The sequence below is a fragment of the Yersinia massiliensis genome (assembly GCF_003048255.1).
Lineage (GTDB): Bacteria > Pseudomonadota > Gammaproteobacteria > Enterobacterales > Enterobacteriaceae > Yersinia > Yersinia massiliensis_A.
In genome coordinates, this window is the sequence record NZ_CP028487.1 from 1,552,116 (window position 1) to 1,578,961 (window position 26,846).

Consider the following 26,846-nt stretch of genomic DNA (forward strand, 5'->3'; position numbering starts at 1 on the left):
AAGATACTGGGGGCATGACTTGCTTATCTGTGCCTGATACGGCAAAGTTTGCCCCTATTTCTTTGTGTTATGCTTATTTTTGAAGACATAACATCAGTACGAGGCATTTTCCATGAAGCGACTTATTATCGGTATCAGCGGGGCTAGCGGAGCCATTTATGGCGTGCGGCTGTTACAGGTGCTGCAACAGGTTGAGGGCGTGGAAACTCATTTAATTCTCAGCAATGCGGCGCGCCAAACGTTAGCACTTGAAACCGAGTTCAGCGTTAAGGATGTTCAAGCATTGGCCGATGTGGTGCATGACTCACGGGATATTGCAGCCTGCATTTCTTCTGGTTCATTTAAGACCCATGGAATGGTTATTTTACCTTGTTCAATCAAAACCTTATCTGGAATTGTCCATAGCTATACGGATGGTTTACTGACTCGTGCCGCTGATGTGATTTTAAAAGAGCGTCGCCCATTACTGCTCTGTGTCCGCGAAAGCCCGTTACATTTAGGGCATTTACGGCTATTGGTGCAAGCGGCTGAATTAGGTGCAGTTATTATGCCACCGATGCCTGCGTTCTATCATCGGCCACAAACCCTGCAAGAGATTGTTGATCAGACCGTTAATCGGGTTATCGATCAATTTGATATCGAATTACCTGAAGATCTCTTTGTCCGTTGGCAAGGTGCGAATTAACGTTTCGGATTGATCCGCACAAACCCCTCCCGATTAAATTCATATATTTCTCACTTTATTGATACATTTGTGCAACATCGCACTGAAATGAGGCAGGTTATGCACCACAATGATCCTGCCACAAGGTTGCATTGTGGCATGAATTTGGTGTTCGGTTTCTGTCGATGGCTTGATGCCTTGATTTGGTGGTGATCGTGCTCAGAAAGCTGGCGTGGAATTTCCTTTCCTCCCAGATAATTACTGGCACGATTACTGCAAATTGATTTATGAAAGCTATTATCTATTTATGAAAGCTCTGGGCTGTACCGAGCAAACCTGTACCTAGCGGGATTGAACAGAGCGAGATGGTACAGAAATCTAACGCGCTTTATGGCATCGAAAATCAATTTGAGGGTTATGTATGAAGAAGACGATTCTGGTTCTACCTTTAGTTTTAGCCTTAGCTGCCGCGAGCAGTGCTTTTGCTGCCATTCCTAAAGATATCAAGATCGGTACCGATCCAACTTATGAACCTTTTGAATCTAAAAATGCCAGTGGGGAATTGGTTGGTTTTGATATCGATATAGCAAAAGAGCTATGCAACCGTATTGATACCAAATGTACTTTCGTTGAAAGTGACTTTGATGCATTAATCCCATCGCTCAAAGCTAAAAAAATCGATGCTATTATCTCCTCGCTTTCCATCACCGAAAAACGCCAAAAAGAGATTGCGTTCACCGACAAACTCTACGCAGCGAATGCGCGTCTGATTGCGCCGAAAGACAGCAAAATTGAACCGACACTGGTGGCCTTGAAAGGCAAACGTGTTGGGGTGTTGCAAGGTTCAACACAAGAGGCTTTCGCCAATGCTGAGTGGCAACCAAAAGGCATTGATGTTGTTGCCTATCAAAACCAGGATTTGATCTACGCTGACTTAGCTTCGGGCCGTATTGATGCGGCGTTCCAAGATGAAGTCGCTGGCAGCGAAGGCTTCCTGAAACAAGCTATCGGTAAAGATTATGCGTTCGCAGGGCCATCCGTTAAAAATGACGAGTTCTTTGGCGTGGGTACCGGAATGGGCTTACGTAAAGATGATGCAGAACTGAAAGCGGCATTAGACAAAGCCTTTGCAGAAATGCGTCAAGATGGCACTTACGACAAGCTGGCGAAAAAATACTTCGACTTTGATGTTTACGGCGGTTAATTCTATTGCCGTGAAGGCCTCTGCTGACGCCAGCAGGGGCCGCTATAGGGTAATTAACACGCGTAATTTACCAGACTCCTTACTCAGTAAGACAGGATAACCCAGATGCTGGATGGATATTCGAAACTGATATTTGAAGGTGCCCTGGTAACGCTGGAGTTAGCATTATGTTCAGTGCTGCTATCGGTGATTATCGGCCTGATTGGTGCCGGTGGAAAGTTATCCTCAAATCGGCTGTTATCGGGCTTATTTGAGTGCTACACCACGCTTATTCGTGGTGTACCGGATTTAGTTTTAATGTTGCTTATCTTTTACGGTTTGCAGATCACCCTAAACAGCATTACCGAATCCCTCGGTTTTGAACAAATTAATATTGACCCTCTCTCTGCTGGGATCATTACCCTCGGTTTTATCTATGGGGCCTATTTCACCGAAACCTTTCGTGGCGCCTATATGGCTGTTCCTGCTGGCCAAATTGAAGCGGCTACCGCTTTTGGTTTCTCATCAAGCCAGATTTTCCGCAGAATTATGTTTCCAGCCATGATGCGCTATGCATTACCGGGCATTGGTAATAACTGGCAGGTGATTCTAAAAGCAACGGCATTAGTCTCTATTCTGGGGTTGAATGATGTCGTAAAAGCCACGCAATTAGCGGGTAAGGGCACTTACCAACCCTTCTTCTTTGCTTTAGTTGCCGGTGTGGTTTATCTGATCTTTACCACGGTATCGAATGGTGTCTTGCTGTGGTTAGAGCGGCGCTACTCCCATGGGGTGAAGAGGGCTGAGCTATGATCGAGATTCTGCATCAATATTGGCAAGCACTGCTCTGGAGTGATGGCTATCGGTTTACCGGCATGGCCGTCACCTTGTGGTTATTAATCTCCTCGGTCGTCATGGGTGGGCTGTTGGCTATTCCGCTAGCGGTTGCTCGGGTGGCAGAACGGCGCTGGATCCGCTTACCCGTCTGGATTTTCACTTATATTTTCCGCGGCACGCCGTTATATGTCCAATTGCTGGTGTTCTATTCTGGCATGTACAGCTTAGAGATTGTCCGAGGCAATGATTTACTGAATGCCTTCTTTCGCAGCGGATTGAATTGTACTATTTTAGCGCTGACATTAAATACCTGTGCTTACACAACAGAGATATTTGCCGGTGCTATTCGTTCAGTACCACACGGTGAAATTGAAGCGGCTAGAGCTTATGGCTTCTCGCGCTTTAAAATGTATCGGTGTATTATTTTGCCTTCAGCGCTGCGCATTGCTTTACCTGCGTACAGTAATGAAGTGATTTTAATGCTGCATTCAACGGCATTAGCTTTTACGGCCACCGTGCCGGATATACTGAAAATAGCGCGAGATATTAACGCCGCGACTTATCAGCCGTTTTATGCTTTTGGTATTGCTGCCGTACTTTATCTGATTATCTCCTTTACGCTAATTAGCCTGTTCCGCCAGGCAGAGAGACGTTGGCTGGCTCATATAAAACCGCAGGCATCGCATTAAGTACGGAGAAACCATGATGGACATAATTGAAACTATTTCTAGCACATCCGAAACTATGACTGACACATCAGAAACGAAAATAGCTGAAACCAAGCTCTCTGTAACGGAATTACATAAGCATTATGGTGAGCATGAGGTTTTAAAAGGTGTTTCACTTTCCGCTAAAGCTGGGGATGTGATTTCTATTATTGGCTCTTCGGGCTCTGGGAAAAGTACCTTTTTACGCTGTATTAATTTTTTGGAAAAACCAAGCGAAGGTTCGATTAGCGTTAATAACCAAGATATTCGCTTAGTGCGAGATAAAGATGGGCAATTAAAAGTTTTCGATAAAAAAGAACTGCAGTTATTGCGCACGCGGTTAACGATGGTCTTCCAACATTTTAATTTATGGAGCCATATGACGGTGCTGGAAAACGTCATGGAAGCGCCTATTCAAGTATTAGGGCTAAGTAAATCGATAGCGAAAGAGCGAGCTATCCGCTATTTGGATAAAGTCGGTATTGATGAACGAGCGCGGGCGAAATATCCGGTGCATCTCTCTGGCGGCCAGCAACAGCGCGTTTCAATTGCACGGGCATTGGCCATGGAGCCGGATGTATTACTGTTTGATGAGCCGACCTCAGCGCTAGACCCTGAACTGGTTGGCGAAGTTTTACGTATTATGCAAAAACTGGCAGAAGAGGGGAAAACCATGGTGGTGGTGACCCACGAAATGGAGTTCGCTCGGCATGTTTCAAGCCATGTCATCTTCTTGCACAAGGGGGTGATAGAAGAAGAAGGCCCACCGGCAGAGCTTTTTGGTAACCCGAAAAGTCCTCGCTTGCAGCAGTTCCTTTCAGGGGCATTGAAGTAACATATTGTTCAGCGGGATAGCGATGAATGAGTCTATCCCGCTGCGATATATCTCAGGTATTTAGCGTTTGGCGTTATCGGCAGTTGTTGGTTTTTTCAATACAGCCCGCAGCGCCTCTTCCAGATCGAAATAACGAAAACCAAAGCCCGCCTCTTCCAATCGTTTTGGTACGGCCCGTTGGCCACCGAGTACCAACGCCGCTGATTCACCCAGTAATAAACGCATTGCCGCCGCAGGAGTACGAATGACGGCAGGGCGGTCTAATACTTCTGCTAGCGTGGCAATAAATTGCTCGTTATGTACCGGATACGGGGAAACCATATTGAAGGGGCCGTTAAGGCCATCGGTCGTCAATAAGAAATAGATGCCATGTACCATGTCATCGATATGAATCCACGGTAAATATTGACGGCCATCACCGATTGGGCCACCCAAACCAAGGCGCAGCAACGGCACCATTTTGGCTAACGCACCGCCGTGAGGAGCTAACACGATACCCGTACGCAATAAACAGACTCGCGTCTGCTCACTTTCGGCGGCGAGTGCTAGACTTTCCCAGCGTTCGCAAAGTTGATGGGTAAACTCATCGTGTGGTGTTTCTTCTTCTGTGACCAAAGCTTGCCCCTGGTCGCCATAGAACCCCACCGCAGATCCGGATATGAACACCGCAGGAGGCTCACTACTGGCTTTAATTAGCGCGGTTAGTTTTTCGGTTATTTGCCAGCGGCTTTGGCACAAAATCTCTTTTTGCTGTGGGGTCCAACGTTTTTCCGCAATAGGCTCGCCAGCGAGGTTAATCACGGCATCAAAGCTATTCAGATCATGCTGATCATCAAGCGTAGACCAGCAGGTGACTTGTGGACCAAGCACTTCTTTTGCGCGCTGTAGATCGCGTGTCAGTGCAGTGACTTGATGAGCTTGTGACAACAGGAAGGCGGTCAGACTGCGTCCGATTAGCCCTGTCGCGCCAGTGATTAAAATACGCATAGCCAATCTCCATTGATGCCCTTTAACATGAACTCTGAAGGGTAAATAACCCACCCCATCGGGTCACGCACTCATTATTATTTGTTTCACTTTCAGCATAGATGATTCCAAGCGCTTATCCTACGATACTGAGCACATCCTGAGATAAATCTAAAGAGAAAACCCCTCCTACAGCCTCGTTTGAAAAATAATTAAATAATCATTAAACAAATCCGACATTCTGACCGATTAATACAAGAGTAGGTATTCAGGTACTACCAGTTCCCCCTTAGGTGGTATCGGTATACCTCATTGTTTTTAAATGTTAAAAATATGTATAAGCCATGCCCAAACGACGTTAAAACACGCTAAAGTGAATTTCTGCTAAAGTGAATATGAGTATTTTAATTAAAGGGAGCCATCCGCCTTCCTTCACTTTGCGAAATTGGATGTTTTATCAATGTCGGGTATTTTATAAAAGTTAACGCAGGCTTATAAATCGTCCCGCTGAGGTTAGGTTGTGATCTCATTATTGCTTATAAACTTTTCAGGTGCGCATGAAGCTAAACATCGAAGTTAATTGTTCTTACGTATGTGAACCCATACATAAGCAGGATGGTAGTTTATTAGCCGTCGAGCTATTAAGCCGATTCTCAGCCAAATCGGTCGATTTATCCATGGACGTCGAACAGTTTATTCGAGAGTTAGGCGTTGAAGGGAAAACGAAATTATTTCATGATCAATTGCGCGCAGTAAAAACCTACAGTGAATGGTTTATTGCTAACAATGTTCTGCTATCGATTAATATCGATTTTGACTTGGCAAGCGTGATCGTTTCCGATGATTCAACCCGCCGTATGATGGATGAAGTGCCTTTCCTTAGGCTGGAAATTATGGAAACTTTCTCTAATTTATCCGATGGTATGAATAACCCGCTATTACGTGAATTAGCTGGGCGATATCCGCTCTGGTTAGATGATTTGGGCAGTGGGGGTTCGACTTTAAATGCGGTGACGGCCAATATTTTTGAATATGTGAAGATCGATAAACATTTCTTCTGGCAGCACAATAAACATACCTTCCCAATTCTGATCAATAACATCAAGAAATATTGCCTCGGTGTTATTGTTGTTGGCGTCGAAAATCAGGATGAATCGGCACAACTCAAGGGGAGCAATATTGACGCGATGCAGGGGTATTTATTCCATCCTCTGACATTAGATGAGCTGGTATCCCAACCTAGATGATATCCGTTCCTCCCTTGCTATTTCGAAATACGCTGGCACGGCTAACAGGGCGGCGCTGTTACGATGGAAAAAAATTTCTCGCAAATGATACCTCTTTTTATCGGATAAATCCGACGGATTGGGTGATAGAATAACGCCTCTTTTAGCTCTCATCAGTCATGCGGCGATATATATCGTCAGAATGACTGAGATTATGATCAGGGAAGATGATGTCATGAAGTTAATGTTTGCTTCTGATCTGCATGGTTCACTGCCCGCGACTGAAAAAGTGCTGGCAATTTTCGACCAAAGTGAAGCGCAATGGCTAGTGCTATTAGGCGATTTGCTCAACCATGGCCCGCGTAACGCGTTACCGGCGGGCTATCAACCCGCAGCCGTTGCTGAGTGTCTTAATCCCTACAAAGACAAGATCATTGCTGTGCGTGGCAACTGCGACAGTGAAGTCGATCAAATGCTCTTACAGTTCCCTATCATGGCCGGTTGGCAGCAGATAATTATGCCAGAAACGCGTTTATTTTTGACGCATGGTCACCTTTATCATCCAGAGTCACTTCCTCCGTTGCGTAAAGGGGATGTCTTAGTTTATGGTCATACTCACCTTCCGCAAGCAGAGTGGCAGGAGGATGTGATTTGCTTCAATCCGGGCTCTGTCAGCATCCCGAAAGGGGGATTTCCGGCGAGCTATGGCATGTTAAACAAAGGTGTTTTACAGGTTCTGACCCTACAAAATGATGAACTTGTCGCCCAGTTGGCATTAAAAAAATAGTCGGCATTGAAAAAGTAAGTATTTAAAAAACAATAAGATAAATCGTCATTTACCCTAGAGAGGCGGGCGCTTACCAGACTGCGGCCACTCGAGAAGGTCATTTCTTGATTAACAATTGCGCGCGTTTCATCGCGCCTAGATAGAAGGTTTTAGAGGATGGTGGAGCAAAATCCAGCAGCAGTCATCGAGTGGGTTGATATTGTTGATGAGCAAAACGAGGTTATTGCTCAATCCAGTCGTCAACAAATGAGAGCTCAGCGACTACGCCACCGTGCTACCTATATTGTGGTGCATGATGGAATGGGCAAAATTCTGGTACAACGCCGTACTGAGATCAAAGATTTCTATCCCGGCAAACTGGATGCCACCGCGGGCGGCGTCGTGCAAAGTGGTGAAAATTATCTCGACTCTGCTCGGCGTGAAGCAGAAGAAGAGTTAGGTATCGCAGGTGTCCCATTTGCTGAACATGGACAGTTTTACTTTGAGGAAGATTGCTGCCGTGTTTGGGGGGCATTATTCAGTTGTGTGTCTCACGGCCCATTTGCACTACAAGCTGAAGAGATAGATGAAGTCCGTTGGATGCTGCCGGAAGAGATCACTGCGCGTTGTGATGAGTTTACGCCGGATTCCCTGAAAGCCTTGTCACTGTGGCTGACGCGTAACAACGAACAAGACTACGGTAAAATCACCCCACGCGAAGATTGATTTTAGTGTGATGCGAACCTCCCAACCTGCCTAGGTTAGGAGGTCGATTTAGGCCTTATGAGGTGATTCACTCACCTCAATATCAGGCTAGAACATGCTGGCGAATAACGGCAGCAATACCCGGTTGTTCATTATCGGCAATGACTAAATCGGCTCGTTCCTTAATAGCATCAGCGCTGTTACCCATTGCTACGCCCAGACCGGCGCTTTCCAGCATACTCAGGTCGTTAAAGTTGTCACCAAAGGCGACCACGTCGTTCATGCTCATGCCCTGAGATTCAACCCACCGTTGTAAGCGCATCCCTTTGCTGTTGCCCGCTTGTGCAATATCCACCTGATCATGCCATGACCATTCACAGGCTAGCCCCAATTCACCCTCAACCATGGTCGCGAATGCATTAAGCTGCTCGAGATTGGCGTGAGACGTGGCGAATTTCCAGATGTCGGTGGCGCGGTGAGCGGCGTCTAACAAGCTGTCGACATGGAGCAATGTCGGGCGTTGTGAGGCAGGCAAAGACTCAGCCCAACTCAGTGAACGAATGACATGCCCACTGGTTTGCTGATAGAGCATCGCATCATCCACATACATCAGACCGTGAATCTGAGTTTGCTCTAACAACTGAAGAACTTGCACCGCTTGTTTAGGGGCTAACGGGTTAGACTCCAGCACTTTTTTTGCATGATAATCATAAAGATAAGTGCCGTTGCAGCAAATAGCGGGCGTATCCAGTTCTAGCGCCTGATAAAATGGATGGATAGCGACATGATGACGCCCAGTGACCACCACGACTTTAATGCCTTCAGCACGTGCCTGTGCTAGTGCAGATAAAGATTCAGGCAGAATACGTTTTTTGTGATCCAGCAGTGTTCCATCCAGATCCAGTGCAATTACGCGATATGTCATAGCAGTCCAGACTCATTGAAAGGGCGAGTGAGATAGTCAGTATCAAAATGATTTTCTGTATCGAGTTAATGGATAGTACACCGGATAAGCAGCTGATTAAACCAGACTGTTTATTCGCTAAGAATAAGCAGGGTAAGTTTAAGGTGTGCGACGCGAGAGTGTTGTTATGCCCAGCCAGTCAGGTAAGCTAGGCTAAAATAAGGTGTTAAAATCGATATTGGGTTAAGGCCGGATTTGCTGAGGCAGATAAAGACGGCTAAACAGTATTGCTCAACAGGTTCGACTAAGGAGTAGAGATGAAGCAAGTGGTTTACGTGGCAAGCCCAGACAGTCAGCAAATTCATGTCTGGCAATTAGATTCCGCTGGCGCATTAACTTTATTGCAAACAGTGGACGTTCCGGGCCAAGTGCAGCCGATGGTCATCAACCCGAATCAACGCCATTTGTATGTTGGGGTTCGCCCTGATTTTGGTATTGTCAGCTACAACATTGTTGATGACGGCACGCTAGTTGCTGCGGGTATGGCACCTCTGCCAGGTAGCCCGACTCACATCGGCACCGATTTACAAGGCCGTTTCCTGTTCTCTGCTTCTTACAGCTTCAACTGTGTCAGCGTCAGCCCTATTGATGAGCATGGCGTGGTACAGGCTCCTATTCAGCAGCTAGATGATTTGCCAGCACCGCACTCGGCGAACATTGATCCAACCAATCAGATCCTGCTCGTCCCTTGCTTGAAAGAGGATAAAGTCCGGCTATTTGATTTGAGTGAGAATGGCAAGCTAACACCTCATGCACAGGCGAACATTCAGGTTGCAGCGGGCGCGGGGCCGCGTCATATGGCGTTCCATCCCAACCAGCAAGTCGCTTATTGCGTCAACGAACTCAATAGCTCCGTTGATGTGTACCAAATCAGTGATAACGGTCAGGAATACCAACTGATTCAAACATTGAATGCCATGCCTGCTGATTTTACTGAGACCTGCTGGGCGGCAGATATCCATATCACGCCAAATGGTCGTCATCTTTATATCAGCGATCGTACGGCTAGCCTGCTGAGTATTTTCAGCGTATCGGAAGACGGGCGTGAGATTTCATTGGTTGGCCATCATCCGACGGAAGCACAACCGCGTGGGTTTAATATCGATCACAGCGGCCAGTTCCTGATTTCTTCTGGTCAAAAATCTGATCATATTGCCGTCTATCGTATCGATCAGAACAGCGGTGAACTGACAACATTGAACCGCTACCCTGTGGGTAAAGGCCCAATGTGGGTCAGTATCTTGGCGCAATAAGTCATTTTACCTGCCACGCTGCATACGGGCAGTGTGCATTATCCTCACGTATGACGTGAGGTTGACTGTGCACTGGCCGTTTGCCGATTGGATTGCAGCGATACTCTGGATTCCGTTCGACTACTCCATGGCTGCGCTGGCGACAGCATCAGTCAGCTTTGTTAGCGCCTCAGGCGAGATCACATAAGGCGGCATCAAGTAAATCAGCCGACCAAAGGGCCGGATCCACACGCCCAGCTCGACAAACCTGCGCTGTAAACGGGCAACGTTAACCGGTGCTTTCATTTCGACCACCCCAATGGCCCCCAACACCCTGACATCCGCGACGTTAGCCTGTTTTGCCAGTGGCAATAACCCCTGCTTGAGTTGAATCTCGATGGCGCTCACTTGCTGTTGCCAGCGATTCTCTGCCAGCAGCTCCAGACTGGCGCAGGCGACAGCACAGGCGAGCGGATTCGCCATAAAAGTCGGCCCATGCATAAAGCAGCCAGCATCACCATGACTGATGGTTTCCGCCACCTGACGAGTGCTTATCGTGGAGGATAAAGTGAGATAACCGCCCGTCAGTGCCTTACCGAGGCAGAGAATATCGGGCACGATCTGCGCATGTTCGCAGGCAAAGAGTTTGCCAGTGCGGCCAAAGCCTGTGGCAATTTCATCTGCAATCAACAAAATCTGATGTTTATCGCACAGCGCTCTCACCTCACGTAAATAAGCCGGATGATAAATTCGCATTCCTCCCGCGCCTTGCACGATAGGTTCCAGAATGACCGCGGCAATCTCGTGAGCGTGCTGCGCTATCGTTGCGGCAAAATCCGTGATGTCTTCAGGGTTCCATGTGTCATCGAAACGGCATTGCGGTGAAGTCACGAACAGATTTTCCGCTAAATAGCCCTGATACAAACTGTGCATTGAATTTTGCGGATCACACACTGACATCGCGCCGAACGTATCGCCATGGTAGCCATGGCGCAGCGTCAGAAATCGCTGCCGCCGTTCTCCTTTTGCCTGCCAATATTGCAAGGCCATTTTCAGCGCGACTTCAACCGCCACTGAACCCGAATCGGCTAAAAATACACACTCCAGCTCAGCGGGCGTCATGGAGACTAACTGTCTGCAAAGTGCAACCGCAGGCGGGTGGGTAATGCCGCCAAACATCACGTGTGACATTTTATCTAACTGCTGATGCGCAGCTTGATTGAGGGCAGGGTGATTGTAACCATGAATGGCTGACCACCAAGATGACATACCATCAATCAATCGCCGACCATCCGCTAATTGCAGCTCCACACCTTCGGCGGCAACCACCGGATAGCAAGGGAGCGGGTCGGTCATTGAGGTGTAGGGGTGCCAGATATGGCGTTGATCAAAAGCCAAGTCAGAAGGTGTCATGAGAATTTGTCGTAAACCAAATTGCAGTAAGAATGGTTGACAGTATAACGAGTTTATTTACACTGACGACACTTTTTTCTCTTCTTTGGAGAAGCCGTAATGGCAAATTATACTCGCTGGACAGTGGGGCAAGCCCAAGCCCTGTTTGAAAAACCGCTGTTAGATTTATTGTTCGAAGCACAATGTATCCACCGCCAACATTTTGATCCCCGCCAAGTACAAGTCAGTACTCTGCTCTCGATTAAAACCGGTGCTTGTCCTGAAGATTGCAAGTATTGCCCCCAAAGCTCACGCTACAAAACGGGTCTGGAAAGCGAACGCCTCATGCAAGTCGAGCAAGTCCTCGAGTCCGCTAAAAAAGCCAAGGCCGCAGGTTCTACTCGCTTCTGTATGGGGGCTGCTTGGAAAAATCCTCATGAACGAGATATGCCTTACTTGGAGAAAATGGTCGAAGGCGTCAAAGCGATGGGGATGGAAACCTGCATGACACTCGGAACGTTGGATAAGCAACAAGCGCACCGGCTCGCAGACGCTGGCTTGGATTACTACAACCACAATCTGGATACCTCGCCTGAGTTTTACGGCAGCATCATTACCACTCGCAGCTATCAAGAGCGATTGGATACCCTCACCGAAGTGCGTGATGCCGGTATCAAAGTCTGCTCTGGTGGCATCGTTGGACTCGGGGAAACAGTTCGTGATCGCGCCGGACTGTTGGTACAACTGGCGAATCTGCCGAAGCCTCCTGAAAGTGTGCCCATCAATATGCTGGTCAAAGTGAAAGGGACACCCCTTGAGAACAATGACGACGTAGATGCTTTTGAATTTATCCGTGCCATTGCGGTGGCGCGCATCATGATGCCCACCTCGTACGTCCGCCTATCTGCTGGTCGCGAACAAATGAATGAGCAAACACAAGCCATGTGCTTTATGGCCGGTGCTAACTCCATTTTCTACGGCTGCAAGCTACTCACCACGCCGAATCCTGAAGAGGATAAAGACCTGCAACTGTTCCGTAAGTTGGGATTGAATCCACAACAAACCGCCACTGAACAGGGGGATCGCGAGCAGCAGCAAGCGCTGACTGAGCAACTTTTCCACGGTGATTCATCCCCTGAAGACAGCGTCCAATTCTATAACGCGGCGGTATGATGAGTTGGCAAAGCAAGATAGAACAGGGGCTGCAACAGCGGCGCGATGCTGCCGCTTATCGGACTCGTCAGGTTAATTCGGGGGCGAATGGCCGTTGGTTACAGTGTGGCGAACAGCGCTATCTCAACTTCGCGGGCAATGATTATCTGGGGTTAAGCCAAGATGCTGCTGTGATAGCGGCATGGCAGCAGGGCGCGCAGTGCTACGGTGTCGGCAGCGGCGGTTCAGGCCATGTTACCGGTTATAGCCAGCCTCATGCGCAATTAGAGCAACAGTTGGCCGATTGGCTCGGTTACCCACGAGCACTGCTATTTATTGCTGGTTATGCCGCGAATCAGGCGGTGTTAGCCGCGCTGACGGGGGCCGATGATCGCATATTGGCTGATAAACTCAGCCACGCGTCCTTATTGGAGGCGGCGGCACACTCTCCGGCTCAACTGCGGCGCTTTGCACATAATCAACCGGATTCATTGCAAAAGTTGCTCAGTAAGCCCTGTGTCGGCCAAACCTTGGTGGTCACTGAAGGCGTTTTTAGTATGGACGGCGACAGTGCGCCGCTGACCGCCTTGCAGCAGCATACCACCGCTGCGGGGGGCTGGCTGATGGTCGATGATGCGCACGGCATTGGTGTACAGGGCGACGGCGGCCGTGGTAGCTGTTGGTCACAAGGGGTAAAACCCGATCTTTTGGTCGTCACTTTTGGCAAGGCATTTGGCCTCAGTGGTGCGGCGGTTTTGTGCCAAGCTCCTGTGGCTGAATATCTGCTGCAATATGCTCGCCACCTCATTTACAGCACCGCGATGCCACCTGCACAGGCCGTCGCTTTACAAGCTGCACTCTTGCGCATTCAACAAGGTGATGACCTACGCCAACAACTCCAGCAGCGTATTGCTCAATTTCGTCGTGGTGCAGGGGATTTACCGTGGCAATTAGGGGCTTCAGAAACCGCCATCCAGCCGCTGATGGTGGGGGATAACCCACAGACATTAGCGCTGGCAGAAAGGCTACGCGCCGCAGGGTTATGGGTGACGGCCATCCGTCCACCCACAGTCCCGCCCGGGGGAGCTAGGTTGCGAATTACCCTGAGTGCTGCGCATCAGCCGGAAGATATTGACCGATTACTGGAGGGGCTGCATGGCGCTAGTCACTGAAAACCAGCAGGCATTTATTGATCTGCAAACCGACTTTGAGCCGCAAACCAAAAGTCTTGATAAAGCTGCGCCTACAGATAAAACCGCCAGTGCTGCCAAACCTGTCGCGGTAGACAAAATCGCAATAGCGGCGGCCTTTAGCCGCGCCGCGGGCAGCTATGACACGGCAGCCGATTTACAGCGCAAAACAGGCGAGACATTGTTGGGGCTAGGCCAACAGCACGCTGGGGTATCGGTGCTGGATGCAGGATGCGGTACGGGGCACTTTAGCCGCCGCTGGCGTGAACTCGGCAAGCGGGTGATTGCATTCGATCTCGCGGCGGGCATGTTGGATCATGCACGACAGCAGCAGGCCGCTGACGACTATTTACTGGGGGATATCGAACATATCCCGCTGCCCGATCACGCTATTGATATCTGTTTCAGTAATCTGGCGGTGCAGTGGTGTGCTGATTTACCTGCGGCATTGGCCGAACTCTATCGCGTCACGCGCCGCGGCGGCATCATCCTGTTCTCTACGCTGGCAGAAGGTTCGCTTGATGAACTGGGGCAGGCGTGGCAACAAGTTGATGGCAGGCGTCACGTCAATGATTTCTTATCCCTCCAGCAAATCGGTGCGGCTTGTCAGGGCTATCGTCATCAGCTAACACCACAGCGCTATCAACAACAATTTCCAGATGTGATAGCACTTATGCGCTCGCTACAAGGTGTTGGTGCCACGCATTTACATCAAGGGCGTGAGGCTGGGCTAAGCGGCCGCCAGCGCTTGGTGGCCTTGCAGCAGGCTTATACCACACAAGCGGGATGCTATCCGTTAAGTTACCATTTGGTTTATGGGGTTATCTATCGTGATTAAGCGTTGGTTCATTACGGGTACTGATACCGATGTCGGTAAAACAATCGCTAGCTGCGCATTATTGCAAGCCGCTGCCAGTGAAGGTTACCGGACTGTCGGTTATAAGCCGGTTGCCTCCGGCAGCCAAATAACGGTCGATGGATTACGTAATAGTGATGCCTTGGCACTGCAAGCGAACAGCAGTGAAAGATTGCCTTACTCGCAGATAAATCCACTGACGTTGTTGGAAGCGACATCACCGCATATTGCCAGCGAAAGTGAAGGGTGCGAGATCCATCTGTCAGCCTTATCACAAGGCTTACGCCAGCTTGAGCAACAGGCAGAATGGATATTGATTGAAGGGGCGGGAGGCTGGTTTACCCCACTTTCTACGCAAGCGACCTTTGCCGATTGGGTACAGCAAGAACAACTACCGGTCATTATGGTTGTTGGAGTTAAGCTGGGGTGTATCAACCATGCATTGTTGACGGCGTTGGCTATACAACAAGCGGGTTTGACCTTGGTCGGTTGGGTTGCCAATGAGGTGATACCGGCGGGAACGCGGCAAGCGGAATATTTGGCAACATTAGCGAGGATGATCGACGCACCACTATTAGGCGTGATCCCACATCTGGCTGATCTTGGCGCATTCCCTGCCACTGAACGCCGCGATCTGGGGGCTTACCTAGATTTAAGCTTATTGCCATCATCAGCCAGTTAGCCGCTCAAAAGGGCTCGCTTATTTTCAGGGCTAATAGCGCTTCTTAGCCCTGAAAATAGTAAGTTCTGAACATCAACTGGCTAAATGCTCAATAATCATTCCTTCATCCAATTGATCCACGGTTCCTTGTGCCACATTTCTCCCTCCTGCCATCAAACAGAATCTATCTGCAACATGGCGAATGAGCGGTATTCGATGCTCAACTAATAACACGGTCAGGCCCAGACTGCGGCTAAGTTGATGCAGAATATTGCCCATATCTTCACTCAATGGCGGCAACGTATCGCTACCTGGCTCATCAAGGATGAGCAACTCTGGTTCAGCGACCAAGGCTCTGGCAATTGCTAACTGCTGCTGTTGATGGCGAGTAAGCTCACCACCACGCTGGCTGCGTCTGTCATACAGTTGGGGGAATAAGTCAAACACCCAGCTTGGGATGTGGCGTGATTTATGGCGGCCAGCTAACACTGCGATCAACATATTCTCTTCGACACTTAATTGAGAAAAGATCTGCTGTCCTTGCGGAACATAACCAATGCCCAGCGCGGTTCGCCCTTCGACAGGCTGCTGCAGTAAGTTTTGTGGCGGCTCATGATTGGGTTGCCATGTCATGGTGCCACTCTTAATGGGTAAATGCCCCATGATGCAATTAATTAACGTCGTTTTCCCTACGCCGTTGCGTCCAATGAGGCAGGTACATTGGCCGCGAGGAAGTTCTAGGTTGATATCCCAAAGGATATGGTTCTGACCATAGTATTGATTTACTGCGGTTAAACTCAGCATCAGTGCTTCTCCTCAGTCGATCTCAGTAGTTCACAGGTGACCCGGTGTTCTGTAACGGCTAGTGAAGAATTAACCAGCAAATCTGCATACTAAAAAGCGGCAGTCCAGCATAAAACACCGCGCTTATATCGCGTGGTTGTCAGTGTAAATTGAGGTAAATTCAGTGAGTAGCGTTATAAAAGTCCCTCAATGCGTTATTTTGACTCATTATCACTCTGCTTATCGGATCATTCGCAGCCAATTGGCCGTCACAAGAGTCGAGATCATTTCGCCTCTTATCTATCCGCTTAATAGAGATTCTCTGCTTCATCATAAAGTAAGCAACTCTTGGGCCAAGTTGAGGGTATGCACAATAAAATCCGTATGTTAATAGGCTGTAAATGGTTTTGACGTAAGACTCGCGTGTAAAGAGCCTGGGTCTGTGAGGCAGAAGGCGCTAAAGGGTGAATTCGTTGCACCTCAGCGGTGCTTTGATGGAGATAATGGTGCAGAAAAAGTAGAAAGGCGCGAACGGCTATTTTTGAAACTTGTAGGGTTAAACATTTAGAATTAGCAAGCTGAGTATTTAGTACTAATTGAAATATGTGTTGAAATAAAAATGTAAAAAAAACACTAAAAAAGCTAATTAATCCCTATTTCATCTCGAAGCTTTGCTTTTCGCCAACTCCCAGCCCCTATGGGGTTGAATGAGTTATCCACCATTCCTGTGGATAACCATGTGCATTAGCCATAGAAAACTGAAGGAAAGCGAGAGCGGGCGCGGCTTACGACTCAGTTGTCCGGATTCTCTACTTTTCTAAAATAATATTTATTTTCAATACGTTAATTAAAATCAAGCGTCCAGAAATTATCACTAAGGCTGATGGTTGAACTTTAATCAATTAGCTATCGCTAATGTGTTTATGTTAACAGTTGGGGATAAAAACACTTTTACAGTGCAACTTGCGTCAATATGCCACTGTAACGAAGCAACTCATCGCACGATTACAGAAATTCCCACATATTGGTGCTTGAAGCTGGTTTTATATCCAGTATCATAGGGGTGGCAAAATTTTATGGGGCTTTCATAATTAGCCTCCTGACAGTGTATGTTTCTCCGGCGGGTAACAAATTCATGAGTAAATCATTCAAACTACATTCTGAGTTTAAGCCAGCAGGCGATCAGCCTGAAGCCATCCGTAAACTGGAGGAGGGGCTGGAAAATGGTCTTGCCCACCAGACGCTGTTAGGGGTCACGGGATCAGGTAAAACCTTTACGGTTGCCAATGTGATTGCGGATTTGAATCGGCCGACGATGGTGCTGGCACCCAATAAAACGTTGGCCGCCCAATTGTATGGTGAGATGAAAGAGTTTTTCCCTGATAACGCGGTAGAGTATTTCGTCTCCTACTATGATTACTATCAGCCTGAAGCCTACGTCCCTAGCTCTGATACTTTTATCGAAAAAGACGCCTCGGTAAACGAACATATCGAACAGATGCGGTTATCTGCGACTAAAGCATTGCTAGAGCGGCGAGATGTGGTCGTCGTGGCGTCGGTTTCAGCCATTTATGGTTTGGGCGATCCCGACCTTTACCTGAAAATGATGCTACATCTGACGAAGGGCATGATCATCGATCAGCGCTCAATATTGCGCCGCTTGTCAGAGTTACAATACAGCCGCAATGACCAAGTTTTTCAGCGGGGTACTTTCCGCGTTCGTGGTGAGGTTATCGATATTTTCCCAGCAGAATCAGATGAATGGGCGCTGCGGGTAGAATTGTTCGATGAAGAAGTGGAGCGGCTCTCGATATTTGATCCCCTCACCGGCCAATTGCAACACGAAGTTCCGCGTTTTACGGTCTACCCTAAGACGCACTACGTCACCCCCCGTGAGCGTATTTTGCAGGCAATGGAAGAGATCAAAGTCGAGTTAGCGGAACGGCGCAAGGTGCTGTTGGAGAACAATAAACTCATCGAAGAACAGCGCATAACTCAACGTACTCAGTTTGATCTCGAAATGATGAATGAATTGGGTTACTGCTCCGGCATCGAAAACTATTCCCGCTATCTATCGGGCCGTGGGCCGGGCGAGCCACCACCAACGTTATTCGATTATCTGCCCGCAGATGGTTTGTTGATTGTCGATGAATCTCACGTCACGATCCCGCAAATTGGTGCCATGTACAAAGGTGACCGTTCACGTAAAGAGACATTGGTGGAATATGGCTTCCGGTTACCCTCTGCGCTCGATAACCGGCCGATGCGTTTTGAAGAGTTTGAGGCTTTAGCGCCGCAAACCATCTATGTCTCGGCAACACCGGGTAAATATGAACTGGAGAAATCCGGTGGTGACGTGATTGATCAAGTGGTGCGGCCAACGGGGCTGCTTGATCCCATCATTGAAGTGCGGCCTGTCACGACGCAGGTCGATGATCTCTTATCAGAAATTCGTATCCGCGCAGCGATTAACGAGCGGGTGCTGGTGACCACGTTGACCAAACGTATGGCGGAGGACTTGACCGAGTATCTGATAGAGCATGGCGCACGTGTACGTTACCTGCATTCAGATATTGATACCGTTGAACGGGTTGAAATTATCCGTGATTTACGTTTGGGTGAATTTGATGTGCTGGTGGGTATCAACTTGCTGCGCGAAGGTTTGGATATGCCTGAAGTGTCATTGGTCGCAATTTTGGATGCCGATAAAGAAGGCTTCCTGCGCTCTGAACGCTCCCTAATCCAGACGATTGGCCGTGCGGCACGTAACCTCAACGGGAAAGCTATTCTCTACGGTGACCGCATCACGGCATCAATGGAAAAAGCCATTGGTGAAACAGAACGTCGGCGCGCTAAACAACAAGCATACAACGAAGAACGTGGCATTATTCCGCAAGGGCTCAACAAGAAAATTGGCGACATTCTTCAGCTCGGTCAACCTTCTACCCGTGGCAAAGGGAAAGGGCGCAGCAACAAAGTGGTTGATACCCATGATTATCAATCCTTGGCACCGAAAGCGCTGGATCAGAAAATCCGTGAGCTGGAAGCAAAAATGTATACCCATGCGCAGAATCTGGAGTTTGAACAGGCCGCAGAATTACGTGATCAGGTCCATCAGTTGCGCCAGCAATTTATCGCCATTTCCTGATAATCGCCTATTTAGCGCTTGAACGGGCAACGCGGGGCGGCAATTGATTTGGAAAAGGTCAATTGGCAAAGGAAAGATAAATTGGCATTTACTGCTTGTCGCACCCACCAATCCTGATTAAGGTGTGCGGCTGATAAAATTGTCACCGAATAACGCGTGAGATAAAAAATGAGTGATCACTTGTCCAAAGATCCATTGCACGGCATTACGCTGGAGCAATTGCTGACCAAGTTGGTGGAACATTACGGCTGGGAAGAGCTGGGATACCGTATCCAGATCAACTGTTTCACCAGCGATCCCAGCATTAAATCGAGTTTGAAGTTCTTGCGGCGCACGCCGTGGGCACGGGCCAAAGTCGAAGCGCTCTATATCCATATGATTGAAAATGCAGCTTTGCGCGCTAAATCTCAGCCATAACGATATCTTAGCTGCGGCATTTTTAGCCGTTAGCATTTTTCAGGGGTAACGTGTTTATAGCTGTAACCCGTCGCGCGCAGTCAAGCAGATCCTGCGCCACCTAACTGCTGCAAAGTCGCTTCCAGTGCCTGACGCAATAACTCGCGATCGTGGCGGTAAGGGATATCTTTGGCTTCCAAGGGTTGCTGGATAATAATTCTGTCAGTGACCCCACTAATATCAATCCTTGGGCTAACGATGGCGGCATCAATTATCTTGCGACCAATCTTGCTTTCCATGATGGCCAGCTTTTCTTGTAATGATAATTCCGCAGCCGCCACACTGAGTTCACGGCCCAAATTACCAATATAAATCATGCTGGCGGAGCTGCGGCGTAAAGCCTGCGTCAAATCATCTAACAGCAAGAGTGGCATCAAACTGGTCAGGAAGCTCCCTGGGCCAATCAAGATCACATCTGCCTGACTGATGGCTTCAATGGCTTCTCGAGTGGCATGGACATGAGGTGAGAGCAACATTTCTTGTGGCATGTGCGCCAATTGGTCGATATTCACTTCCCCATAGACCGGATGCCCTTCGCTATCGATTGCCACTAAATCGACGGGTTGTTCGGACATAGGGATTAGCCAAGCATCTACCTTCAGCAAGCTACGCACGAGATTGATGGCTTCAATGGGGCGAATGCTGAGATGATCCAGCGCCTTAAGCATCAAATTCCCCAGATTATGGCCTGCTAACTCACCATTACCGGTAAAACGATACTCAAACATTGCGGAAGCCACACTGGGCTCTGTAATCAATTGGTTAAGGCAGTTTCGTGTATCGCCCCAAGCAATGCCGCCTTCTGAGCGGCGTATACGCCCAGTTGAACCGCCATTATCCGTTGTAGTGACAATGCCCGTTAGGCGTGAACCTAAAGAGGAGAGGGCTGACATTACTCGACCCAAGCCATGACCGCCGCCAAGTGCAACCACCCGATCGAGATCCGCTAATGTGCGATTTCGCATATTTTCCTGCCTAAAAAGTGTTACTTAGCTTTAATAGCATATACCCATCATTTTCAATCAGTCGCTGTTTCAAATTGTCGAAAGACTATCTTCTTAGCTTAGCCTTGAATCTTTTGGGTAACGCAAATGGTGCAATTGCTGCATAAGTTAACGGATTTACCGTTAAAACGCGATAAAAGCCATGATTTACGTGATTTTAAACAAGGTATTAGCGGGCAATTAATTTACTGTTAATAACGCGGTATTGTGTGTCCTAAGTCGTTGTATATAAAAATATATAGCGAAAAACTGAGATTGGCTATCCTGTCGTTTTAGCGTTAGAATCTCTGTGAAAAGTAGGGTTTTTAGCGTTTAGTCGTCTTGATGTCGGCACGTGCCTGACTTTTTTAAACCATGGTTCAGCAGCAGTCACTGACCGTCTCTGAACTTAAACTCCTAGCCTTGGTGTCTAAGTTGTCTCGTTGGATGAATAACGAACAATATGATGCCTTGGCCGTGGCTTTAAGCCACCAGGGTGCGAGGCAGAAATGCCTGCATCTCCCGTATTTGGAAAGGTGTTATGGTACAACTTACTGACGCATTTGCGCGCAAGTTCTATTATTTGCGCCTATCAATCACCGACGTGTGCAATTTTCGCTGTACCTATTGCCTGCCGGATGGTTATCGCCCTGACGGGCAAAAAAGTTTTCTGAGCCTTGATGAAATAAGCCGCGTCAGTCGCGCCTTTGCTTTGTTAGGGACGGAAAAAATCCGCCTGACGGGCGGTGAACCCTCTATGCGGCGTGATTTCACCGATATCATTGCGACAATCCGCCAAAATCCTGCGATACGCACTATTGCTGTGACCACTAATGGTTATCGCTTAGCCCGTGACGCCATGCAATGGCGAGAGGCAGGGCTAACCGCCATTAACGTGAGTGTCGACAGCCTCGACCCGCGGCAATTTCATGCCATTACTGGGCAGGATAAATTCCATCAAGTCATGCAGGGTATTGATGCCGCCTTTGAAGCCGGTTTTGACAAAATCAAAATCAATGCGGTGCTGATGCGAGATGTGAATGATCGCCAATTAAGTGCCTTCCTTCACTGGATTAAATCCCGACCGATCCAACTGCGATTCATTGAGTTGATGGAAACGGGAGAGGGCGGCAATCTATTTCGCAAACACCATGTTTCCGGTGGCGTTATCCGCCAGCAATTACTTCAGCAAGGTTGGCAACAGCAAGAACGTGCCCGCAGTGATGGCCCCGCACAGGTATTCCATCACCCTGATTACTTAGGGGAAGTGGGGCTTATCATGCCGTATGAGAAAGATTTTTGCGCCAGTTGTAACCGCTTGCGTGTCTCAGCGCTGGGGAATCTGCACTTATGCTTATTTGGCGAACAAGGCATTACGCTGCGTGACCTGCTGGGCAGTGATGATCAGCAAGATGAATTGATGATGCGAATTCAGCGCGCACTGCAAACTAAGAAGCAGACCCATTTCTTGCATGAAGGCAACAGCGGTATCACGCAGAATTTATCGTTTATTGGCGGCTAACGCCTTTTAACATCAATAACGAAAATAATGAAAATAATGACAAAACTCACCCACATCAACGCCGCTGGCGAAGCCCACATGGTCGATGTATCTGCCAAAGCAGATACCGTACGCGAAGCACGAGCGGAGGCATTTGTTGAAATGTACGCCGCGACACTGGCAATGATCATTGACGGCAGCCATCACAAAGGCGACGTTTTTGCCACCGCACGTATTGCGGGCATTCAAGCAGCTAAACGCACTTGGGAACTCATCCCATTGTGTCACCCGCTGCTACTGACCAAAGTGGAAGTGCAGTTAGAAGCTCAGCCTGAACACAATCGGGTGCGTATTGAGTCCTGCTGCCGTCTGACCGGTAAAACTGGCGTAGAAATGGAAGCCCTGACTGCGGCATCAGTCGCGGCACTGACCATCTACGATATGTGCAAAGCGGTGCAAAAAGACATGATTATTGGCCCAGTACGCCTGCTGGCAAAAAGCGGTGGGAAGTCTGGTGATTTTAAGGTGAACCCATGATCCAGATTCTATTTTTCGCTCAGGTTCGTGAACTGGTGGGAACCGATAGCCTGCAATTGGCGGCTGAGTTCCCAACCGTCGAGGCATTGCGGCAAGCGCTGTGCCAACGAGGTGATCGCTGGCAGTTGGCCCTCGAAGAGGGTAAGTTACTCACCGCGGTCAACCAATCGTTGGTGAGCGGGCAACATCCGCTGGTGGCTGGTGATGAAGTGGCCTTCTTTCCACCGGTGACGGGGGGATAATGATGGAACACACCCGTATTCACGTTGGGCCTGAAGCCTTCAATGTCGGTGATGAATATCAATGGTTATCGCAGTGTGACGAAGACGGCGCAGTCGTGACATTTACCGGTAAAGTTCGCAACCACAATCTGGGCGAAAGTGTCAGCGCACTGACACTGGAACATTACCCCGGTATGACGGAGAAAGCGCTTGGCGACATTATCGCTGAAGCGCGCGGCCGTTGGCCCCTACAGCGGGTGACGGTCATTCATCGTGTTGGGCCACTCTTCCCCGGCGATGAAATCGTCTTTGTTGGCGTCACCAGTGCGCATCGTGGCATGGCATTTGATGCCGCTGAATTTATTATGGATTACTTAAAAACGAAGGCACCTTTCTGGAAACGGGAAGCCACTGCGGAGGGTGAACGTTGGGTTGAATCACGCGATAGTGACCATGCTGCCGCCAATCGCTGGTAAATCATACGTAAACCCATGTAAAGATTAGCGCTAAATACCGATTTTTACTCCCGTATTGAGGGTGTTTCTGTGTTAATCTAAAAGAGTCGGTGGGCTGTCAGTTGATAGCCTGTTTCATTATTTATATGCATAAGGTAACTACCATGGATCGCTATCCACGCTCTAATGGTTCTATTGTCGAACGTGCCAACTCTGGCATTCAGGCATATATGGCGCAGGTATACGGCTGGATGACCTGTGGTCTGTTATTAACGGCGGTTGTCGCTTGGTACGCAGCGAATACACCTGCGATACTTAATTTTATTTTCTCCAGCCAGATTACTTTTTTCGGGCTGATCATTGTTCAGTTGGGCTTGGTATTTGTTATTTCAGGCATGGTTAATCGCCTGAGTGGTTCGATGGCAACCAGCTTGTTCATGCTCTATTCCGCATTAACGGGCTTAACACTTTCCAGCATTTTGATCATGTATACCGGCGCGTCAATTGCCAGCACCTTTATCATTTGTGCGGGGATGTTTGGTGCGATGAGCTTCTACGGCTACACCACCAAACGCGATTTGAGCGGCATGGGCAGTATGCTGTTTATGGGCCTGATCGGGATCGTATTAGCCTCGATTGTGAATATCTGGCTGAAAAGCCCTGCATTAATGTGGGCAGTGACTTATATCGGTGTGCTCGTGTTCGTTGGCTTGACTGCATACGATACCCAGAAGTTGAAGAATATGGGTGCGCAGTTGGATCCTAACGACAGAGATAGCTTCCGTAAGTATTCCATTGTTGGCGCATTGACGTTGTATCTTGATTTCATCAACTTGTTCTTGATGTTGCTGCGGATTTTCGGCAACCGTCGTTAACAAGGGTTGGCCAGTTGATGCTGGTGAAGTGAAGTTCTGATGAAGGGCACCTGCGGGTGCCCTTTTTGTTTTTGGTGTCAGGGAGCAATTAGCACGTAGATTGAGAACCCGTACCGGCATAGCTCAACCGGCACGGGGTAGAACTATCAGAGGACTTACCAGGAATAGCTGACCGTTGCGGTGGCAACACGGCCACTGCCATAGAAACAAGCGGCCATTTGTGCGCAACTGGCGACATACTCTTTATTGAAAACGTTGTTGACGTTGACTTGCAAACTGGTGCCTTTCAGAGAAGGTACTGCTTGCCCGAGTTCATAGCGCATCATCCAGTCATACAGGGTCACTGCCGGGACTTTAAAGCTGTTCTTCGCATCTCCCCAACTGGTGCCGATATATCGCACGCCCATACCGGTGGATAAGCCCTCTACCACGCCTTTATCAAAGGTATACATTCCCCAGAGTGAAGCAGAATGGCTCGGTGTACGGGCTGGCATTTTATCCAATTCAGCCAGTGTTTTGGTCTCACGCACTTTCCCTTTGGTGTAGGTATAGGCGGCAATCAAGTTGATATTATCGTTAATCTCACTGTTTAACTGGGCTTCGATACCCTGAGATTGTACTTCGCCAATCGGGACGCTATAGGCTAGCGCCTGATCGTATTGGCTGATGTTTTTCTGGCGCAAATCATACAGCGCGGTGGTCAGCATGGTGCTGCTACCCGGTGGCTGATATTTGATGCCAATTTCAACCTGACGTGCGGTCACTGGGTCCAATGCCCCCGTCCCTGGCGCGCCTTTGGCGGTGCTAGGTTCAAATGAAGTACTGTAACTGGCGTAAGGAGAAATACCCGAATCGAAGGCATACAGTACGCCAGCACGGCCAGTGAAAGCATGGTCGTCTTGCTGATCATGAGTGGCGGTTTTGCGGTACTGGTTTTTTAGCTGTGACCAGTCATAGCGCCCAGACAGCAGGAAGTTCCACTTATCCAGCTCAATTTGATCTTGTAAATAAACCCCGACTTGATCGAGCTTGGTCAGATCGCTGCTATTGAGTGATAAATCACTGTCCTGAATATTCAGGCCATAACTCGGCGATACCCAATCCAGATTGTATTTTGTCTGTACCGTTCCCATAAAGAATTGGCTATCGATACGGGTGCGTTTGTAATCTAACCCCGTCAGCACGGTATGGTTAAGTTGGCCAGTCCAGAAATCCGCTTGCAACTGGTTATCAACTGCAAATTCACCGGTTGTCTGTCGCTCGATTTGCGGGCGACGGGTCATGGTGCGGTTATCGGCGAGCAAATTCATAAAGACCAGATATTTATAGTCTTGTTTGTTATAGCTGTAGCGTAGATTCTGACGGAATTTTAAGGTGTCATTGATGTAATGCTCAAGCGAATAACCAACAGACGTTTGTTCGCGCTCAGACTGATCAAATGAGGGGTCACTGACATTAAAGTCATAGGGAATTTTGCCGTAGGCAGTGCCAAACACCGTACCCGTTGCGGGTAAGAAGTTACGCGAGCCGGCTTTTGGCTCTTTCTGATAGCTGGTCAGTAAAGTAAAGGTGGTGTCTTCGTTCGGGATAAAGGTTAACGCAGGCGCAATCGCAAAGCGTTCCTGCTTAAATGAATTAACCGCATCATCTTGAGTTCTGCCAATGCCATTCAGGCGATAAAGCACTTTGCCTTCATCATCCACTGCACCGCCAAAGTCGAAAGCGGCTTCTGCCAAGCTGTTATTACCTGCACCGACCTGAACTTTATGGATGCTTTCTGCGGTTGGGCGCTTGCTAACCATATTGATTAAGCCACCTGGGTTGACCTGACCGTACAGCACGGAGGCAGGGCCACGCACTACTTCAATCCGTTCCAGTAACCATGGATCAATTTGACCACCACGACGTGCGCCACCCAATGAGTTATAGCTCAAACCATCAAGAAAACGCGGTGCGTAACCAAAACCACGAATGATCACTTCATCATTCATATTAGAGCCGCCCCGATACTCCGGTACAACGCCTGCGGTGTAGCGCAGAGCTTGTGCGACAGAGGTTGCACCTTGGTCTTGTATTTGCTGAGCGGTAATAACAGAAACTGATTGTGGTGTGCGGATTAGCGGGGTATCGGTCTTGGTGCCAGTGGAGCTATTTTTAGCAACGAAACCATCATCTTGTTGCCCGCTGCCGGTTTGGGCAACCACCACCAGCTTATCTTCTTTCGACGCAGTGGCTTCTTTAGCGGTGGTCGCAGCGGAAGCTTGAAGAGAAGGAATTAATATTAATGCTGAGGTAAATAATAAGGTCTTTGATTTGCAGCTTGCCCGAAATGGCAATTTTGTTGGTCTCTTCTTGCCAGAAGTTTCAAACATGATTTATCCCTATCTAGAAACACAAAAATATACCCTCGGAAACTATTGGGTATAGGTCTGATTTAATGAGTTATATAAAAGATTTCTAGCCATTCAATCATTAGCCGCACCACACCGCGCCCATGCCAAATGCGACAAGAGAGTGACACCCCAGAAAGAATGCGCACTATGTTATTGCA

The 26,846-nt window shown here is 48.5% G+C and carries 26 protein-coding genes and 1 riboswitch; of the genes, 20 read left to right on the forward strand and 6 right to left on the reverse strand.

Annotated elements, in window-relative coordinates:
* Positions 1-112 precede the first annotated feature (112 nt).
* The 5 genes from DA391_RS07130 (at position 113) to hisP (ending at position 4,226) form a co-directional block, all read left to right on the forward strand.
* Positions 113-685, forward strand: a complete 573-nt coding sequence (locus tag DA391_RS07130) for a UbiX family flavin prenyltransferase (protein WP_049606640.1) — start codon at positions 113-115, stop codon at positions 683-685.
* A 400-nt stretch (positions 686-1,085) separates the two neighbouring features.
* A complete protein-coding gene (hisJ, locus tag DA391_RS07140; RefSeq protein ID WP_108087493.1) occupies positions 1,086-1,868 on the forward strand; it encodes a histidine ABC transporter substrate-binding protein HisJ in 783 nt (260 codons plus the stop codon).
* A gap of 105 nt (positions 1,869-1,973) precedes the next feature.
* A complete protein-coding gene (locus DA391_RS07145; protein ID WP_050080015.1) occupies positions 1,974-2,660 on the forward strand; it encodes a histidine ABC transporter permease HisQ in 687 nt (228 codons plus the stop codon).
* A complete protein-coding gene (locus tag DA391_RS07150) occupies positions 2,657-3,373 on the forward strand; it encodes an ABC transporter permease (protein WP_019210685.1) in 717 nt (238 codons plus the stop codon). Before DA391_RS07145 ends, DA391_RS07150 begins: the two co-directional genes overlap by 4 nt.
* 55 nt (positions 3,374-3,428) lie before the next feature.
* Entirely contained in the window at positions 3,429-4,226 is a 798-nt protein-coding gene (gene hisP / locus DA391_RS07155; protein ID WP_072084596.1) for a histidine ABC transporter ATP-binding protein HisP, read from the forward strand.
* 60 nt (positions 4,227-4,286) lie between these two features.
* On the opposite strand, the gene DA391_RS07160 is transcribed toward hisP, so the two are convergent.
* Positions 4,287-5,213: a TIGR01777 family oxidoreductase gene (locus DA391_RS07160; RefSeq protein ID WP_050080014.1), complete on the reverse strand. Its 927-nt coding sequence runs from the start codon at positions 5,211-5,213 to the stop codon at positions 4,287-4,289.
* 536 nt (positions 5,214-5,749) lie between these two features.
* On the opposite strand from DA391_RS07160, the gene DA391_RS07165 reads away from it, so the two are divergent.
* From DA391_RS07165 to yfcD, 3 genes are all read left to right on the forward strand, one after another.
* Complete coding sequence (locus DA391_RS07165; RefSeq protein ID WP_050080013.1) at positions 5,750-6,439, forward strand: EAL domain-containing protein; 690 nt, start codon at positions 5,750-5,752, stop codon at positions 6,437-6,439.
* Between the two features lie 214 nt (positions 6,440-6,653).
* Positions 6,654-7,205, forward strand: coding sequence for a phosphodiesterase (gene yfcE / locus DA391_RS07170; protein ID WP_049606880.1), 552 nt, complete (start codon positions 6,654-6,656; stop codon positions 7,203-7,205).
* A 156-nt stretch (positions 7,206-7,361) separates the two neighbouring features.
* Entirely contained in the window at positions 7,362-7,910 is a 549-nt protein-coding gene (gene yfcD, locus DA391_RS07175; protein WP_050080012.1) for an NUDIX hydrolase YfcD, read from the forward strand.
* 82 nt (positions 7,911-7,992) lie between these two features.
* Here the strand turns inward: yfcD and DA391_RS07180 are convergent, their stop codons facing one another.
* Entirely contained in the window at positions 7,993-8,814 is an 822-nt protein-coding gene (locus DA391_RS07180) for a pyridoxal phosphatase (RefSeq protein ID WP_050286164.1), read from the reverse strand.
* A gap of 296 nt (positions 8,815-9,110) precedes the next feature.
* Between DA391_RS07180 and pgl the strand changes: the two genes are divergently transcribed.
* Complete coding sequence (gene pgl / locus DA391_RS07185) at positions 9,111-10,106, forward strand: 6-phosphogluconolactonase (protein WP_050872799.1); 996 nt, start codon at positions 9,111-9,113, stop codon at positions 10,104-10,106.
* A gap of 120 nt (positions 10,107-10,226) precedes the next feature.
* Here pgl and bioA read toward each other — a convergent pair whose 3' ends face one another.
* Complete coding sequence (bioA, locus tag DA391_RS07190; protein ID WP_108087494.1) at positions 10,227-11,498, reverse strand: adenosylmethionine--8-amino-7-oxononanoate transaminase; 1,272 nt, start codon at positions 11,496-11,498, stop codon at positions 10,227-10,229.
* Between the two features lie 99 nt (positions 11,499-11,597).
* Here bioA and bioB point away from each other — a divergent pair, with 99 nt between their 5' ends.
* Genes bioB through bioD form a run of 4 tightly spaced genes read left to right on the forward strand, consistent with a single transcriptional unit; the run spans position 11,598 to position 15,357 of the window.
* Entirely contained in the window at positions 11,598-12,650 is a 1,053-nt protein-coding gene (bioB, locus tag DA391_RS07195) for a biotin synthase BioB (protein ID WP_057644262.1), read from the forward strand.
* Complete coding sequence (gene bioF / locus DA391_RS07200) at positions 12,650-13,801, forward strand: 8-amino-7-oxononanoate synthase (protein WP_050080007.1); 1,152 nt, start codon at positions 12,650-12,652, stop codon at positions 13,799-13,801. The genes bioB and bioF overlap by 1 nt, the downstream gene beginning before the upstream one ends.
* Positions 13,785-14,657 (forward strand): malonyl-ACP O-methyltransferase BioC, encoded by an 873-nt coding sequence (gene bioC / locus DA391_RS07205; RefSeq protein ID WP_108087495.1) that lies wholly within the window; start codon positions 13,785-13,787, stop codon positions 14,655-14,657. The genes bioF and bioC overlap by 17 nt, the downstream gene beginning before the upstream one ends.
* A complete protein-coding gene (gene bioD, locus DA391_RS07210; protein ID WP_050080006.1) occupies positions 14,650-15,357 on the forward strand; it encodes a dethiobiotin synthase in 708 nt (235 codons plus the stop codon). Before bioC ends, bioD begins: the two co-directional genes overlap by 8 nt.
* Positions 15,358-15,429: 72 nt before the next feature.
* Here the strand turns inward: bioD and DA391_RS07215 are convergent, their stop codons facing one another.
* Complete coding sequence (locus DA391_RS07215) at positions 15,430-16,140, reverse strand: ABC transporter ATP-binding protein (RefSeq protein ID WP_050080005.1); 711 nt, start codon at positions 16,138-16,140, stop codon at positions 15,430-15,432.
* 1,114 nt (positions 16,141-17,254) lie between these two features.
* On the opposite strand from DA391_RS07215, the gene uvrB reads away from it, so the two are divergent.
* Entirely contained in the window at positions 17,255-19,267 is a 2,013-nt protein-coding gene (gene uvrB / locus DA391_RS07220) for an excinuclease ABC subunit UvrB (RefSeq protein WP_050286159.1), read from the forward strand.
* 168 nt (positions 19,268-19,435) lie between these two features.
* The gene (locus DA391_RS07225) at positions 19,436-19,684 is read left to right on the forward strand and encodes a VF530 family DNA-binding protein (protein WP_049606621.1); all 249 of its coding nucleotides are present in this window, start codon (positions 19,436-19,438) and stop codon (positions 19,682-19,684) included.
* An 80-nt stretch (positions 19,685-19,764) separates the two neighbouring features.
* Here DA391_RS07225 and yvcK read toward each other — a convergent pair whose 3' ends face one another.
* Positions 19,765-20,688, reverse strand: a complete 924-nt coding sequence (gene yvcK / locus DA391_RS07230) for a uridine diphosphate-N-acetylglucosamine-binding protein YvcK (RefSeq protein WP_057644257.1) — start codon at positions 20,686-20,688, stop codon at positions 19,765-19,767.
* A 420-nt stretch (positions 20,689-21,108) separates the two neighbouring features.
* Positions 21,109-21,261, forward strand: a riboswitch (molybdenum cofactor riboswitch).
* On the opposite strand from yvcK, the gene moaA reads away from it, so the two are divergent.
* The 5 genes from moaA (at position 21,248) to DA391_RS07255 (ending at position 24,295) form a co-directional block, all read left to right on the forward strand.
* Entirely contained in the window at positions 21,248-22,228 is a 981-nt protein-coding gene (gene moaA, locus DA391_RS07235) for a GTP 3',8-cyclase MoaA (RefSeq protein WP_050080002.1), read from the forward strand. (Overlaps the previous riboswitch by 14 nt.)
* A 36-nt stretch (positions 22,229-22,264) precedes the next feature.
* On the forward strand, positions 22,265-22,744 hold the full coding sequence (gene moaC / locus DA391_RS07240; RefSeq protein ID WP_050080001.1) for a cyclic pyranopterin monophosphate synthase MoaC: 480 nt from the start codon (positions 22,265-22,267) through the stop codon (positions 22,742-22,744).
* Entirely contained in the window at positions 22,741-22,986 is a 246-nt protein-coding gene (moaD, locus tag DA391_RS07245) for a molybdopterin synthase sulfur carrier subunit (protein WP_019210664.1), read from the forward strand. Before moaC ends, moaD begins: the two co-directional genes overlap by 4 nt.
* Positions 22,987-22,988: 2 nt before the next feature.
* Complete coding sequence (gene moaE / locus DA391_RS07250; RefSeq protein ID WP_050080127.1) at positions 22,989-23,441, forward strand: molybdopterin synthase catalytic subunit MoaE; 453 nt, start codon at positions 22,989-22,991, stop codon at positions 23,439-23,441.
* 143 nt (positions 23,442-23,584) lie between these two features.
* Positions 23,585-24,295 (forward strand): Bax inhibitor-1/YccA family protein, encoded by a 711-nt coding sequence (locus DA391_RS07255; RefSeq protein ID WP_019210662.1) that lies wholly within the window; start codon positions 23,585-23,587, stop codon positions 24,293-24,295.
* A gap of 155 nt (positions 24,296-24,450) precedes the next feature.
* Here DA391_RS07255 and DA391_RS07260 read toward each other — a convergent pair whose 3' ends face one another.
* On the reverse strand, positions 24,451-26,667 hold the full coding sequence (locus DA391_RS07260; protein ID WP_057649826.1) for a TonB-dependent siderophore receptor: 2,217 nt from the start codon (positions 26,665-26,667) through the stop codon (positions 24,451-24,453).
* Between the last annotated feature and the right edge of the window lie 179 nt (positions 26,668-26,846).